This is a genomic window from Lentibacillus populi (genome assembly GCA_014642895.1).
GTDB lineage: Bacteria > Bacillota > Bacilli > Bacillales > Amphibacillaceae > Lentibacillus_C > Lentibacillus_C populi.
Map to the genome: position 1 here is coordinate 18,432 of BMJD01000044.1, position 15,423 is coordinate 33,854.

Sequence of the window (15,423 nt, forward strand, 5' to 3'; positions counted from 1 at the left end):
GTTTTTGAATGGAAAGAAGTTATTTTTATGATGATGTCTATTATTCAGCGGAAGATCATAGACGGTTTTTTGCCCAAATTATAGGAAACGGGGTTTCCAATACGGGCAGTTTGATTGTTTCTGAAAAACAAAACATGACCGTACAGTTGGGAGCAGGTTGGGCATTTGCTGACGGTGCTTCTTATGAAAATACAGCAGCCAAAGATTTAACCTGTGATATTGCTGAACCTACTATAGATAGGATTGACCGAATTATTATTTGCTTTGATAATAATCCGGCCCAAAGGCGTAGTTATGCATATGTAAAAAAGGGTATTCCAGGTGCCAATCCGGTTCCTCCTGCTATTACCAGGGACGGTTATATATTTGAATATAGCGTTGCCCAAATATTAATAGCGGCTGGAAAGTCTTACATTGAACAGGATCAAATAACCGATGAGCGGACAAATGAGGCAGTGTGTGGGTATTCCAATTTACACAATATTTATAGGGGTTTAATAATAAATGAAAACGGCGCGGTTACGATGCCTCATCAATCATTTATCAAAACAGAAAGTAAAGCGAGCGTTCCAATTACGGCAAACTCAGATTTTATACTTCCTATAGAAGGGGTTCTACTTGATAAACAGGGCGAAATCATCGGAAAGAATTTTGTACCCAAAAATGATGGAATTTATAATTTATGGATTGAGTTAGGTTTCCCAGATGGTACTTTCACTCCAGGTGGAACGGTTGAGATTTATGTTTACGTAAATGGAAAAGAAAGTTTTCCTATTTATGCAAGTGTGGCTTATGACGGAACAGATAACTATTTTATTGGTTCCGGATTTGACCAATTAATGGCTGGAGATAAAGTTGAGTTTAAGTTACGTACACGTAGGGTTGGGGAGGGGCTTTCAATGCACCTTATTCGTATACGTATAGCCAAAATGGCATAAGGTGGTGTTTTCATGAAAAGACCAATTCGAATATATAGCCCATTTTTAGATTTAAAGATGGAGACCGACAATTACGAGTCTCTACAGTTTCCCCGTAACTTTTACGGGATAGGGAAATTTGAATTGCATATTAACAAGTACGTGCATGGTGCAGAGGAATTTAAAAAAGGAAATATTATCGTTCTGGATAAAAAATCAAGAGAAGTAGCAACTAAAGTAGCAATTATACAGTCGAAAGAAATTGCACTTGATAAAGAGGGGAAAATTACTGAGAACTGGAAAATAACAGGTTATACACTTGATGGATTAATTAGTAGGCGTTTAACTGTACCACCAGATCATACTGATCAAGATCGTAAGTCGGGTGATGCCGAAACAGTGATGAAGCACTATGTAGATAGGCATTTTGTTAATCCGGAAGATCCCAAACGAAAAATGCCCCGTTTGGAAATTGCTCCAAACTTGCACCGGGGAGAATATATTGAATGGGAATCACGTTATAAGGTCGTTTCAGATGAACTTGAGACAATTGGTAAACGTTGCGGGTTAGGATGGACAGTTTATGCCGATACAAAAAATAAAAAATTTATATTTGATGTTATCAGATCCAGGGACCTTACAAAGGGAAATCCGGAGAACAATTCTCCAGTTGTATTTTCCCCTGATTTTGGAACTGTTGAAAGTCAAACCTTCTTTGATAGTGATGCCGAGTATAAAAATGCTGCATATGTAGGAGGTCCAGGAGAAGGCAATGAACGAACAATTGTTCAACTTGGAGAAAATGTAAAGGGATTAGAACGAATTGAAACTTTTATTGATGCCCGTGATGTTGGGAATTCAACAGACCAAGACGAAGAACTAACGCCAGAGGAAATTGAACAACAATTAATCGAACGTGGCGAAATAAAACTGACTGAAATGGGACGTCAATTATCTTTTGAAGCGCAAATATTAACACCGGTTGTCCAGGAAATAAATCGAATCCCAAACGGGAATAAAATAGTTCGTACCCCTTATGAGTATGAAGTGGATTTTGATTATGGGGATAGGGTTTCGCTTTTAAATCAATCCTGGGGCATTACAATGGTTGCGCCTATTACTGAGATTTTGGAAATTCACGAGTCGGGCGGTTTTGTCCTTGAAGCAACGTTTGGAGAATCACGTCCAACCCTGACAAGTAAAATTGAAAAGAAATTTAATGAAATTAGTGGTGTCGAGCAGCAAGAGTTACCGTCCAAGTTTGCCCAAATTCAAGCGCAAAAAGCAAACGAGTATACAAAGCAACAAGTTTCAAAAGAAGAAAGGGAACGCATTGAACAAGCGCTTAAAAATTTAGAAGAGGCAAAAGGCTACACGGAAAAATATGCTGAGAAAAAGCGTATAGAATCACCAACCGAACCAGAAGACAAAGATGTTATCTGGATTGACACGTCCAATCCGGAGAATATCATATGGAAAATATGGGATGGTTCGGATTGGGCTGCTGGTCCTAGTGGCCCACAAGGTTTACCTGGCCCAGCTGGAAAAGATGGGGAAACCTTATATACTTGGCTCAAATATGCTGATGATGCTGAAGGTAACGGAATGTCAGATAGTCCTGCCGGAAAAGCATACATGGGTATATCGTACAATAATGCATCACAAACGGAATCGTCCGATCCTAATGAGTACAAATGGACGAAAGTTGTCGGACCAAAAGGCGATCAAGGTATACCAGGACCTGACGGTGAGGATGGAAAACCGACTTATACTTGGATTAAATATGCCGATGATGGAGAAGGCAACGGTTTGTCTGACGACCCGACTGGCAAGGAATACATCGGACTTGCGTACAATAAAACGGATATAAACGAATCGAACGATCCGGCGGATTATACGTTTGCGCTTATCAAAGGTCCGAAAGGAGAAAAAGGCGCAACCGGTCCGCAGGGACCAAAAGGCGATCGAGGTCCACAAGGAGTTGAAGGACCGCCCGGGGTAGACGGAAAACCACGGTACACATGGATTCGGTATGCGGATGATGTTAACGGAAATGGGATGAGTAATTATCCGGAGGGGAAAGCGTACATCGGTGTCGCGCCCAATAAATTGACAGAGACGGAAAGTACGAATCCGGCAGATTACACTTGGTCTAAGTACGTTGGGCCTCAAGGTCCAAAAGGTACACAAGGGCCAACAGGTCCGGAAGGTCCGCGTGGCCCACAGGGACCGAACATAGTCAACAAAGATACTACATTTGCTGATAAATGGTTTGTAGCTAGCTATATCGAATCGTTAAATGGTCTTAATGTAAATGATCAGTTTATTATCGATGAAAATGGTAATGTATCGGTCGCAAACGATAACGTTCGATTAGACGGAAAAGGCGTATCAGTAAAAGATGGTGGATTCTTTCTTGAGGAAGACTCTACCCAACTTAAATATAGCGCTACTCCCGGAAGAAATTTAATTAAAGACCATTCGTTTGAACTTGTTAGGCCTGATTGGGATTCATTTAACCAAAGTACAGTAGATTATAATTGGCTGGAAATGCTGCAATCGAATATCGCAGCCGAAAACTTTTGGGAAAAATACGGAAGCCCAATGGTAGCCATACAATGGAACCCTGCGGATAAAAATGCACTTGCAATATATGGTGAACAAGCAGTCTGTGTAAGAAATTCACATTTTGTAAGGCAACACATATATGAAGGGGTTGGTGGTAATGAAACATATACACTATCAGGTTTCTTCAAACGACAGTGGAACGTCAACCCCGGCGGAACTCCGAGATTTGAGGTTGATCACATTTCTTGGGACGATCAAGGTAACAGTACACGAAACAGATTGTTAAACGAAGTATTCGCTCCTGTGCCGAATGATTATAGTGTAGTTAGACATTCGGTTACATTCACAGTCCCTTCAAGTTTTAAACGTGGAGACGAACTTGAATTAAAAATCTCGGGCGGCAATACAGAATGGGTTCAATGTGATGGGATTCAGCTAGTAGAAGGAAATGTAGCCAGTGTTTATGACCCAGAAGATTCTGTATGGCAAGTTACAAAAGGTGTTTATCGGCCATCGACTGATTTACACCTACTTTGGGTAGGGGCACAATATGTAAATTCGTCACAGACGATAACACCTTTAAAGAAATTGTCAGATTGTAAAAACGGTTGGATATTAGCATGGAGTGATTATTCTGGTGGTGCTAACGATTATAACTGGGTTTATTCGCATATACCAAAAGCGCATATAGATGGCAATCATGGAGGTCAAGGAATATTAGTACCTACCCCACACATGGAAAACGTCGCAGTTAATGCTAAATATATTTATGTTAGTGATACACATATAACTGGCCATGCTGAAAATCAACACGCACCACTGAACAATGTTGCATTACGCGAAATATATGAATACTAAGAAGGTGGCAGGATGTTATTTTACTTTTCAGTTGACGAAAATAAACGGTTACAAGGAGTGTCATCATCTCCAAGCGGTAATCCGGATGAAATTGCGTTTGAATTTGATGACGATCACGAAATTGTAAAAGACCCGATGATGTCCTTTTTTTATAAATATATAGATGGGGCATTAATTAAAGACACTGAGTACATGGAGCAATGTGAGAAAGAATTTAAAGAAAAACAGAACAAGCCAAGTATTGACGAAATGAATGCAGTAGCCATTTTAGAGTTAGCAGAAACAATAATGGGAGGGAAATAGATGTTGGCACTTTTATTTGCGACTCAAATAATCGCTGGTAATTGGACATATGAAAGGGTTCCGGATCTTTGGAAAGAAGATGTAAGAACACTGCTGATCGCGGAAGGTAGAGAGGATTTAATTAAGTAAACGCCAAATAAGGCGTTATTTTTATGCCGTAAAAAGGGGGCTAATGATGACAATTGAACTAGGAATCTTGATTTCTATTGCATCTATATTTGTAGCGGGGATAGGGGTATTTATTGCTTACCTAACCTACCAATCCAGAAAAAGTAATACGACTAAAAACGACACGAAGGAAAGTGCTGAATTAAAAGCCGGATTAGATTACATCCGGAAAGGGGTTGATGATATTCGCATTGACTTGCGATCGAATGAAAAGCAAATGGGTGTAATGGGTGAACGGTTGACAAGGGTTGAAGAATCTAGCAAACAAGCACATAAACGTATCGATAATATTGAAAAAGGAGAATGATAGAAATGATTACATTTGAGGATAACAAGCACGATAGAGGATCTTTAATCAGGACAGGCGTTTTAGTATTGGCGCTCATTAATCAAGGCTTATTGGCACTAAATTTGAATCCTATCCCAGGTACCGAAACGTTATGGGGCGAGGTAATTTCAGCAGGAATTACGATTGTTTCTGCTGGGGTTGCTTGGTTTAAAAATAATTATATAACATGGAAAGGCCGTAAACAGAAAAAGGTTTTAAAGCAGCATAATTTGACGAAATAAAGGTATCCGGTAGGGTGTCTTTTTCTTATTTTGATTGAAGGAGAGGATAAGTAATGGAATTTATCGATGTGTCACACTGGCAAGGTAATATTAATTGGTCTAAAGTGGCCGGCGCTGGAATAAAAGGCAGCTATATTAAAGCAACAGAAGGCTCTGCAGACGGTTCGGCATTTGTTGATAACAAGATGGATTATAACTTTAAAAACGCAATAGCAAACGGTCTGTATGCAGGATTTTATCATTATGCTAAATTTGTATCTGTCAATGATGCTGTTAATGAAGCAAAGTGGTTTGTGCAGCATATCAAGAAATATAAGTTTACGTTGCCACCAATGCTAGACTTGGAGGAAAACAACTGTAAAAATAATGCCGAAATGAATAAGGCAGCACGTGCATTTTTAGAGTATGTAGAAAAAGAAGTAGGCTCGGCTGGACTATATAGTTTTGGCGTGTTTTTCGAGGACAACATTGACAAGTCCTTACTTGATCGATACGCGTATTGGCATGCTCGTTATGCAAGCGATCCGGTTAACGTTAAACTGGCCGACATCTACATGTGGCAATACAGTAGTACGGGTTCGGTTGCGGGCATTAGCGGTGATGTCGATAGGAATAAAACTGGTGGTAAGTTTTTTACGGTGAATAAAGCATCATCCAAGCCAGCTAAGAAGCCCGTTGCTAAGCCTGTCAAAAAGCCAAGCAAGCCTAAAACAAGCACGTATACAATCAAGTCTGGCGACACATTAAGTGGGATCGCAGCTAAACATGGTACAACAACTAGCAAATTAGCTGATCTAAACAACATTTCTAATCCAAATAAGATTTATGCTGGGCAAAAAATTAAAGTAACCGGATCAGCTAAAAAATCAAACAAAAAATATCATACGGTTAAATCTGGTGATACAGTTTCAGAGTTGGCAATCAAGTATGGTAGCAGTCAATCGCAGATTAAAAAATGGAATGATCTTGAAAACGTAAATAAAATTTATGTTGGACAGAAATTGCGTGTTAAGTAATAAAAAAGGGCCCTCACTTATTGTGGGGGCTAAACATATACTTGATCTTGTATATGTGCGTTAATCATAATAGACAAAACTGAGTCATAGTATTATTATATTTATAAACATCTGTAGCAAAGGAGGTTTAATATGGAATTCCGAATTAACCAGTTATGGAAAAGAACACTACACATTATTTCTGTATCCGGTGTCTTCATGATCCTTTTTGGAACCTTATCTTTATTACAAATGTTTACTATTGGAGTGTTATTTAACCTAAATAAAATAATCTATTTGGGTGTCCCAATATTTCCCGTATTGTTTTCAATAGTGTCAATCCTTATTATTAAAAAGTATTTTAAAATATCGTCACCATATAAATAAAAGAGGAGCATTACTCTGTCTTAATCGTCTAAAGTTTCGGTACCCTGTTTTTCGCTAAAATAAGAGTCTAACTCCTTGGGAGTTTCTATTTTAAGGTTAGCTTTCGCTCTATCGAACTTTCCTTGTAACTCGTCAATTTCTTCTTTTTGTTTATCCTTTTTGTTTGTTTGATCCCTCAATTTGAATATTTTTTCTAAAAGTCCCTCGGTAGATAATTCTCCCTCAACCTTTTCTTTACTTGCATTAAATTTAAATTTACCTCCCGCTAGTCCAACAATGCCTAAACCTAGTAATACAACTAAACTGAACGCTCCCCCGGATGATACAAATTCTATAATACCTTGCGACTGCACTCTGATTTTCGCGTCTAAATCTTTTTTTCTATAAGTTTTTTCAGGATAATAGGGGTTATGGATTAACTCAACTAAATCTAATGGTGTTTGTAAAGCGTCTAATAAATCAACTAAAGGTATGTTTTTGCTTTGATTAACATCCAGTACAAGGTGTGCCTTATCCCCTTTGTAGTAAAACGAATAGAGGGTTCGATCTATAGAGTCTGCATAATCATTTGCATTGCTTATTGTTAAATGAGAATTCATCATTTTGTACAAATACGGATCTAGCTTCCTTCTGTCAACTGATTTTATCCATTCAACACTTCTTCTTTTTTTGTAAGGACAAGCACCCTCATCAATTTCAGTTTGGCTAACCTCCGTAATGTATACATCTGATGTAACTTTCCCAAAAGCGATATGTTTGGAATCTTCACTCGGAATCATAACAATATCGCCAATTTTTATTTCGTGAAAAAACCTTTTTATGTGAGAGAAAGTGTGACCTGGCTGTTTATTACTAGTGTATTTTTTTGCAATCTGATTTGTAGTGTATTCTTTGTTTAGCGGGATGAAATCATCAGGATTATTAAATTCATTCCAATTAATACCTACAAAGTTTTCTAAGAAGAAATCTTGAAAGTATTCTCCCGAATTAGTTCGTACTAGCCAATAATTAGTATCAGTTTCAATCTTTACAATCGGAATGTTGTAATCTTCAATTAGTTTCAGTTCATTTGTCATATGTATTTCCCCCTTTTATTTTCCTTTATTCTAACATTTCCAGTCATAAAAAGGGTTTTTTAATAATATTTTTAACGAAATCGTACAATGAGGAATAAATTTCTAATAAAAAACACGCATGCACGTTCGCGTTTTGTGGTATAATAGAACAAACGTTTCTTAATTGGAGGTTTTACAGTGATTGAACCTGGCAACAAACTAGAAATGATTTACCTGGACAGCAACAATCAGATCACCCAGCGCACTATAAAAGTGTTACGGGCAAATGAGGATGCAATCCTTGCTTATTGCTACACAAAAAGGCAAGTGCGGTCTTTTAAAGTCGATAACATACTATCCTTTTTACCAAAACGATTGGGGGCGTAAGGAATGGTTAATGATCGCGGTACAATAAAATGGACATCTATCATGATGCCGGAACATATCAAGCTTTTAAATGAGATGTGGGATGAATTGGAACGTAAGGATAAACCAATTTTGGACGATCAGCAAAAGCTGGATATTGATTTAAAGCTGCAATGCGCCATCAAGGATGATCTGACTGTTGAGGTTAAGTATTTTTCTGACGGCGATTATTTAACCGCAAAAGATAAGCTACAAATGATCGATCGAAAGAAAATAATGCTGCAGGATGGAAAAGAGATACCTTTAAATGATGTTTTAGATGTTTATATTGATTAAGCCCCGGGATGGGGCTATTTTTTTGTGTATAAATCCGTCACGCTGCAGCCTAATATGTCGGCTAGGCGGACTGCTTGGTTAAGCTTAGGCCAAGATTTATTTTTCATCCAATTACCAAGCGTGTTTTCGTTTACCCCCACTTGCTGCGCTATGTATCTCTGCTTTAAACCACTATCCGCGATTAATTTATCAATAACTAATTTCATCATTATCACCTATATAATAAATTCGACTTGGCTTATCCCTTGTCCTTCTAAAATTAATTAGAAAAAAATCTAAAATAAATGCATAATTTTTGATTGAACTGCCTATACTATAACTACAAGCGCATATTCACCAGCATACACCACAGCACACGCACCAGCACACCGCGCGCCGGCCGCACCACCCATCCCACCCACCCTCCTACTATTATTTTGTTTATGATATAGAAATGATAACTTGTACACATAATCTCAAGTACTACTATTACTAATCTCTTATATACCAATGTATATTCAGCGCTTGAATAGACAAATGAAGGGGCGAATGTATGGAGATTATAACAGGTGCTATTATTGCTTGTGGCGCCATGTACGTGGCTGAAAAATATGAGCCGTTGGAAACCAAGAAAATAAAGCACACATTTCGAAATATCAATTACAAGGTGGGTGATTACGAGCCGAAATTAATCCGGATCCGTAGAAAAGAAAGCTGGAAAGAGTATATTTTCAATGTACCGTATGGATTGATTGATGATCCAAAATTACAACCGATCCTGGCTAAAACACTGCATAAACCAGTACATGTGTATTTTGACGGAAAACTGCATATTAGGGTATATAAGCAAAAGCTAAGTAACAAAATTGACTATAATTGGCACATAGCAGATGGATGGACTGTACCGATTGGGCAATCTCAAGATAAAATGATATATCACGACTTTGATAAAATCCCACACATGACAGTTGCCGGGATGACAAGACAAGGAAAAACAGTCCTCTTAAAATTAATCCTCGCACACTTAATCAACAACCATCCGGACGATGTGCAGTTTAATATCATTGATTTAAAAGGCGGTCTTGAATTTGGCTGGTATGACCGATTGAAACAAGTAAAACAAGTGGCTAGTAATGTAAATGAAGCGTATGCCCTACTCTCGTCTGTTTTAAAACAAATCAAGTCCGATATGTCACGATTTAAGAAAGGAGGCTATACGAACGTATTAGATACCAATATAAGCACACGTAAATTTATCATCATTGATGAAGCGGCTGAACTGGTACCGGGATCCCATCTTGACAAAGAGGAAAAGAAAATATATCGCTATTGCCAGCATGCGATGTCGGAGATAGCTAGGATTGCTGGAGCGTTAGGGTACAGATTAATATTCTGCACACAATACCCAACGGCTGACACCTTGCCTAGGCAAATAAAACAAAATGCCGATGCAAAAATAAGTTTTCGATTGCCTACTGAGGTTGCAAGCAGGGTAGCGCTTGATGAACAAGGTGCAGAAAGGATAACGAATATTGGCCGGGCCATATATCGGACCCATGAAAAGCATCTGGTCCAGGTACCGTTTATAAAGGATACTGATATTAAAAATAAATTAAAGGAGTGGATTGTGGATGATGCAAACACAAAAATGGATCCAACGCCAAGAGAAAATATTGTCACGTTTGGATGATTTGACTTACGCGACAAGGGAGCAATTACAAATTACCGAACAATTAGGTGGCTCACGTAATGCCCACAGGATATTGTTTCGTATGGAAAAAGAAAAGAGCATCTCAAGCGTTAGAATGGAGCGTAAGGTGTATTACCTATCCAACAAAGGGAAAGAGCGTATAGGGAGCAACCAAGGTGAATTAAAACGGTCATGGATTACGCATACATTAATGCGTAATGATTTGTATATCAAGCTAGGTATGCCGGATACATGGGAAGTGGAACGGCCGGTTACATGGGGAAATAATAAATTAATCCCGGATGCTCGGTTTACAAGGAATGGCATACATCACTTTGTGGAGATCGACAACCAACAGACCATGAGAACGAATGAGGATAAAATAAAGTTGTACAAAGATTTGTCTCATGTTATATTTAAACAATTCCACCACAAACCTGTATTAATATGGTATACTTTGTCAAAAGTAAGAAGGGAAAAATTAAAAGAAGCCTGCACAAAGGCAGGCGTGAAACATGTTTTACACTAGAATATTTTTTACACAAATTTTACACATAACAATTATCAAACATTGATGCACCAATGTTGCCAACGCATTATTAAACGTCTGCCGGGGGCGTATCAAAATATAAGCAATTTGCTGCTTTGCTTAAAAACTGTCCATCAGTTGATAGGACAGTTATTTATTTTTATTTTAGTGTATCACTTTAAAAATGTCACAAAATGTTCTAAAATAGAAAACAGTTAGCGAAATGTTTGAATAATTTTCAGATTGCATGTTTGTTGCGGTTTGAAAATAAACTATACTTACAACAGGTTTTGTAACCGATTCCAAATTTACAAATGAGGTGATAGGATGGATATGCAGCGAGTACCTGCACGAGCAGGTAATTACAATCTAGAAAACTATGAAAAAGTACGCGAGAATTTTTCGTGGGAGGACATGAAAAAGAATTTCAGCTGGAATGAAACAGGAAAAGTAAATATTGCGTATGAGGCAATTGACCGGCATGCCGAGGATCCAAATAAAAAGGATAAGCTTGCCTTACTATATTCTTCACCAGATCGGGAAGAGAAAATGACATTTGGTGAAATAAGTGAACAAAGTAATCAATTTGCCAATGTATTAAAGAAATATGACGTTAAAAAGGGAGATCGTGTTTTTCTATTTCTTCCAAGAAGTCCGGAGTTCTATGTAGCTTTCTTTGGCATTTTAAAAACAGGTGCTATTGCCGGACCTCTATTTGAAGCATTTATGGAACAGGCAGTTCGGGACAGATTGCAGGATAGTGAAGCAAGTATACTGATTACAACACCGGAATTGCTGGAACGCGTTCCACAGGAAGATTTACCGGATTTGCAGAAAATTGTGCTTGTTGGGGACCATAATGAAACCTCAGACAAATACATTGATTATGCTAGTGAAATGAAGCGTGCATCAACTGATTTTGCAATCGAATGGGTTGATTTGGAGGATGGGATGGTTATCCATTACACATCCGGTTCAACTGGTAAACCAAAAGGCGTTTATCATGTACATAATGCGATGATCCAGCATTATGCTACTGCTGAATGGGTGCTGGACTTAAAAGATAATGATATTTATTGGTGTACAGCGGATCCGGGCTGGGTAACCGGTACAAGTTATGGCATTTTTGCACCTTGGTTAAAAGGTGTGACAAATGTAATTCGTGGTGGCCGTTTCACCCCTGATGACTGGTATGGCACCTTGGATAAATTCAATGTAACCGTTTGGTATACCGCACCGACGGCATTACGGAAGTTGGTTAGTTCTGGTGAAGATGTTGTGAAAAAATATGACCTTTCTTCACTGCGGCATGTCATGAGTGTTGGCGAGCCGCTTAATCCGGAAGTTGTTACATGGGGATTGAAGGCCTTTGATTTACGAATTCATGATACTTGGTGGATGACCGAAACGGGGGCACAGCTCATTTGTAACCTCCCTGCCCTGGAAATTCGCCCAGGCTCGATGGGGAAACCAATCCCGGGAATTGAAGCATCCATTGTTGATAATGAAGGAAACGAATTACCACCAAATCAAATGGGAAATCTGGCTATTAAACAAGGCTGGCCTTCGATGATGCGTAAAATCTGGAAACGTCCAGAAAAATATGAAAGTTACTTTATAAACGGCTGGTATGTTTCTGGTGACAGTGCCTATAAGGATGAGGACGGTTATTTCTGGTTCCAGGGTCGATTAGATGATGTAATTAATACATCTGGTGAACGTGTAGGACCGTTTGAAGTAGAAAGCAAACTAATTGAGCATCCTGCTGTTGCGGAGGCAGGTGTTATCGGCAAACCGGATCCAGAGCGTGGTGAGATCATTAAAGCGTTTATTACGTTAAATGAGGGCTATGAAAATTCACCTGAATTACTGGAGGAAATCCGCCAGTTTATTAAAACTGGATTAAGTGCTCATGCAGCACCTCGTGAATTAGAGGTGAAGGACTCCATTCCAAAAACGCGCAGTGGTAAAATCATGCGCCGCCTGTTAAAATCATGGGAGCTTGGCTTGCCAACTGGGGATACATCAACATTAGAAGAGTAATAGAATAGGGTGCCAGCCTGTTATTACTGGCACCCTATCGTTTTTTATGCTGTAATGGCTTGGGCTGGTCCGAAAAACTCAAAATGAATATCCTTCTCAGCCACATGATATTGCTTTAACGTCCTGTACATGGCTTGCATGAACCCTTTTGGACCGCAAAAATAGAAATCGGCATTATTTGTCGGGAGAATCGATGTCAACCATTCATAATCAATGTACCCTTCTTTGTCATAGAAATTTTCATCGGCAGGGGACGGGTTATCATATACTGTATAAGCATGGATTTGTTCATGTTCGCTAGCCAGATTACGAACAACTTCCTTCATCGCATGTACATTTCCATTTTGCGCTGCATGGATATAATAGATTTCACGTTCCGGTTGTTGTTTGATTGTAGCTTCGAGCATACTCATCATCGGTGTTAAGCCAACCCCGCCGCTAATTAGAATAAGTGGTCTTGTGTCCTGTTGATTGAGTGTAAAGTCACCGGATGGGGCGCTAATTGGCAAAATGCTTCCTTTTTCAATCTGGGAATGCAAATAATTGGATACGATCCCCGCCGGCAACTCCCCATGGGCATCCTCGCGTTTAACACTGATTCGGTATACACCTTCATCAGGTGCACATGAAAGGCTGTATTGTCGCAAATGTGTATACGGCTCGCCTTCAATTTCCGCTTTAACCGTAATGTATTGTCCTGGCTGGTAGATCGGAAACGGATTACCATCGGCTGGTTCCAAATAGAAGGATGTAATCACATCACTTTCAACTATCTTATCGACAACCTTAAAATCACGGAAATCCACCCAGCCGCCAACTTTATTTTTCGTTTCCTGATACATTTGTCTTTCTGTTTCAATAAACACATCAGCAATAACACCATAAGCCTTTTCCCATGCGTTGATCACATCATCACTAGCTGCGTCCCCCAACACATCTTTCATCGCTAATAATAAATGTTTGCCCACGATTGGATAATGCTCTGGTTTAATATTCAAGCTTTTATGCTTGTGTGCAATTTGTTTTACTTGTGGTAAAATGTCCTCCAGCTGATCAATGTGAGCAGCAGCAGCGTACACTGTGTTTGCCAGTGCTTTTGATTGATCGCCTTTTCGCTGATTCGTCTGGTTAAAGATATTTTTCAATTCGGGATGATTTTCAAACATAAGCTGATAAAATCTGCTGGTGATCTCATCCCCTCGTTCTTGCAAAATCGGTACAGTAGCTTTTACAATATCCCTAGTATCCTTTTCTAACCCTGTTGTAGCTTGTGTTGTCAAAGCAAAGCACTCCTTTTATTTTTTAAACATGTATTTCAAATACATGTTTATTGTATAATAACTATTAGCACTGTATCAATAGGGTAAAAGGGAAATACTGTTACAGTTTTGTGAAATTATTTACAAGGAGCATGACAATGAATCTAAAAAAATATACAGACTATGCATTGCGAGTACTTATTTTTACAGGAATGAAGCATGAAGGGGAGCTTGCTAGTATAAAAGAAATCTCCGAGACGTTCTCAATATCCCAGCATCATTTAGGAAAAATCGTTTTTGAATTGAATAAACTAGACTTACTAGAAACTGTCAGAGGTCGGAATGGCGGGATACGTCTTGCTAAAAGACCTGAAGAAATTAATGTCGGCATGGTTGTACGTCAGCTGGAGAATGATTTTGTCCTGCTGGAATGCTTTGATCATAAGAACAACTATTGTGTGATTTCACCTGCCTGCAAATTAAAGCATGCTTTAAACGAGGCACTGCAAGCCTTCCTGCATGTGCTTGATCAATATACGATAAATGATTTGATAACAAACGAGGATGATTTGCGCCAATTAATGGGAATAGACTAACTATGTTTTATTTTATGTATCCAGGGGAAAACCCGTTATGTATCATCTTTAAAGAGGAGCGGATAAAAAATGGCAAAGAAAATAGCAGCGGTTCTGACAAACATGTTTGAAGATGTAGAATATACAGAACCAGCAAAAGCATTTACGGATGCCGGACATAAAGTTGTGACAATTGAAAAGCAGAAAGGTAATGAAGTAACTGGAAAAAATAATGAAGTAACGGTTACAATTGATGAAGGTATTGACAATGTAAATCCGGATGACTATGATGCGTTGTTTATCCCGGGTGGCTTTTCACCGGATCAATTACGTGCGGATGACCGGTTTGTCGCGTTTGCCAAGCATTTTATGGATGTCAAAAAGCCGGTATTTGCGATTTGCCACGGACCACAGCTGCTCATTACAGCGAAGTCCCTGGAAGGTCGTGCAGCTACGGGATACAAATCCATTCAAGTGGATATGGAATATGCAGGTGCATATGTAAAGGATGAGGAAGTAGTCGTTTGTAACAATCAATTAGTAACGAGCCGCCAGCCCGATGATATCCCGGCATTTAATCGGGAAGCATTGAATCTGCTGAAATAATGATGTTTAATATCAATAGTAAAAATTGAAACATCGACAGTAAAACACAGAATATCAATAGTAAAAGTTGAAACATCAACAATAAACCGGGCAACACCAACAAAAATCCCCAACGTTAAAAGCGAGGCCACTGAAAAAGTCCCGAAAAGATATGATTCCCAAATTTAATATGGGAACCATATCTTTTTTTAGTTACAATAGAAGTATCAAGTTAAAGTG

17 protein-coding genes are annotated in these 15,423 nt (G+C 38.8%); 14 read left to right on the forward strand and 3 right to left on the reverse strand.

The features are described from left to right. The first annotated feature begins 8 nt into the window (after window positions 1-8). From IEX12_RS19000 to IEX12_RS19025, 7 genes are read left to right on the forward strand one after another with little or no spacing between them, the layout of a single operon-like run. Window positions 9-938, forward strand: a complete 930-nt coding sequence (locus IEX12_RS19000) for a hypothetical protein (RefSeq protein ID WP_188725693.1) — start codon at window positions 9-11, stop codon at window positions 936-938. 12 nt (window positions 939-950) lie between these two features. Further along, window positions 951-4,343: a Gp37-like protein gene (locus IEX12_RS19005; protein WP_188725694.1), complete on the forward strand. Its 3,393-nt coding sequence runs from the start codon at window positions 951-953 to the stop codon at window positions 4,341-4,343. 12 nt (window positions 4,344-4,355) lie between these two features. Next, window positions 4,356-4,646 carry a hypothetical protein gene (locus IEX12_RS19010; protein ID WP_188725695.1) on the forward strand — a complete coding sequence of 97 codons (291 nt, stop codon included), beginning with the start codon at window positions 4,356-4,358 and terminating at the stop codon, window positions 4,644-4,646. After that, window positions 4,647-4,775: a CD1375 family protein gene (locus IEX12_RS23555; protein ID WP_286171264.1), complete on the forward strand. Its 129-nt coding sequence runs from the start codon at window positions 4,647-4,649 to the stop codon at window positions 4,773-4,775. Between the two features lie 46 nt (window positions 4,776-4,821). Beyond that, the gene (locus tag IEX12_RS19015; RefSeq protein ID WP_188725696.1) at window positions 4,822-5,121 is read left to right on the forward strand and encodes a hypothetical protein; all 300 of its coding nucleotides are present in this window, start codon (window positions 4,822-4,824) and stop codon (window positions 5,119-5,121) included. 5 nt (window positions 5,122-5,126) lie between these two features. Then, window positions 5,127-5,384: a phage holin gene (locus IEX12_RS19020; RefSeq protein ID WP_188725697.1), complete on the forward strand. Its 258-nt coding sequence runs from the start codon at window positions 5,127-5,129 to the stop codon at window positions 5,382-5,384. Between the two features lie 53 nt (window positions 5,385-5,437). Beyond that, window positions 5,438-6,400: a GH25 family lysozyme gene (locus tag IEX12_RS19025; RefSeq protein ID WP_188725698.1), complete on the forward strand. Its 963-nt coding sequence runs from the start codon at window positions 5,438-5,440 to the stop codon at window positions 6,398-6,400. A 386-nt stretch (window positions 6,401-6,786) separates the two neighbouring features. Here the strand turns inward: IEX12_RS19025 and IEX12_RS19030 are convergent, their stop codons facing one another. Continuing rightward, complete coding sequence (locus IEX12_RS19030) at window positions 6,787-7,842, reverse strand: DUF8426 domain-containing protein (RefSeq protein WP_188725699.1); 1,056 nt, start codon at window positions 7,840-7,842, stop codon at window positions 6,787-6,789. Between the two features lie 177 nt (window positions 7,843-8,019). Between IEX12_RS19030 and IEX12_RS19035 the strand changes: the two genes are divergently transcribed. Beyond that, the gene (locus IEX12_RS19035) at window positions 8,020-8,208 is read left to right on the forward strand and encodes a hypothetical protein (protein WP_188725705.1); all 189 of its coding nucleotides are present in this window, start codon (window positions 8,020-8,022) and stop codon (window positions 8,206-8,208) included. Between the two features lie 3 nt (window positions 8,209-8,211). Then, window positions 8,212-8,523: a YolD-like family protein gene (locus IEX12_RS19040; RefSeq protein ID WP_188725700.1), complete on the forward strand. Its 312-nt coding sequence runs from the start codon at window positions 8,212-8,214 to the stop codon at window positions 8,521-8,523. Between the two features lie 14 nt (window positions 8,524-8,537). Here the strand turns inward: IEX12_RS19040 and IEX12_RS19045 are convergent, their stop codons facing one another. Next, window positions 8,538-8,729, reverse strand: a complete 192-nt coding sequence (locus IEX12_RS19045) for a helix-turn-helix transcriptional regulator (protein ID WP_188725701.1) — start codon at window positions 8,727-8,729, stop codon at window positions 8,538-8,540. Window positions 8,730-9,055: 326 nt separating this feature from the next. On the opposite strand from IEX12_RS19045, the gene IEX12_RS19050 reads away from it, so the two are divergent. The 3 genes from IEX12_RS19050 to acsA all read left to right on the forward strand — a co-directional run bounded on the left by IEX12_RS19050 (window position 9,056) and on the right by acsA (window position 12,764). Continuing rightward, window positions 9,056-10,192, forward strand: a complete 1,137-nt coding sequence (locus IEX12_RS19050) for an FtsK/SpoIIIE domain-containing protein (protein ID WP_188725702.1) — start codon at window positions 9,056-9,058, stop codon at window positions 10,190-10,192. Beyond that, on the forward strand, window positions 10,134-10,721 hold the full coding sequence (locus IEX12_RS19055) for a replication-relaxation family protein (protein ID WP_188725703.1): 588 nt from the start codon (window positions 10,134-10,136) through the stop codon (window positions 10,719-10,721). Before IEX12_RS19050 ends, IEX12_RS19055 begins: the two co-directional genes overlap by 59 nt. A gap of 327 nt (window positions 10,722-11,048) precedes the next feature. Next, window positions 11,049-12,764, forward strand: coding sequence for an acetate--CoA ligase (gene acsA, locus IEX12_RS19060; RefSeq protein ID WP_188725704.1), 1,716 nt, complete (start codon window positions 11,049-11,051; stop codon window positions 12,762-12,764). A gap of 44 nt (window positions 12,765-12,808) precedes the next feature. Here acsA and hmpA read toward each other — a convergent pair whose 3' ends face one another. Next, the gene (gene hmpA / locus IEX12_RS19065) at window positions 12,809-14,044 is read right to left on the reverse strand and encodes an NO-inducible flavohemoprotein (protein ID WP_102416395.1); all 1,236 of its coding nucleotides are present in this window, start codon (window positions 14,042-14,044) and stop codon (window positions 12,809-12,811) included. Between the two features lie 137 nt (window positions 14,045-14,181). Here hmpA and IEX12_RS19070 point away from each other — a divergent pair, with 137 nt between their 5' ends. Further along, window positions 14,182-14,619, forward strand: a complete 438-nt coding sequence (locus IEX12_RS19070; protein ID WP_088051735.1) for an RrF2 family transcriptional regulator — start codon at window positions 14,182-14,184, stop codon at window positions 14,617-14,619. A gap of 69 nt (window positions 14,620-14,688) precedes the next feature. After that, window positions 14,689-15,204 (forward strand): type 1 glutamine amidotransferase domain-containing protein, encoded by a 516-nt coding sequence (locus tag IEX12_RS19075; protein WP_088051736.1) that lies wholly within the window; start codon window positions 14,689-14,691, stop codon window positions 15,202-15,204. Window positions 15,205-15,423 lie beyond the last annotated feature (219 nt).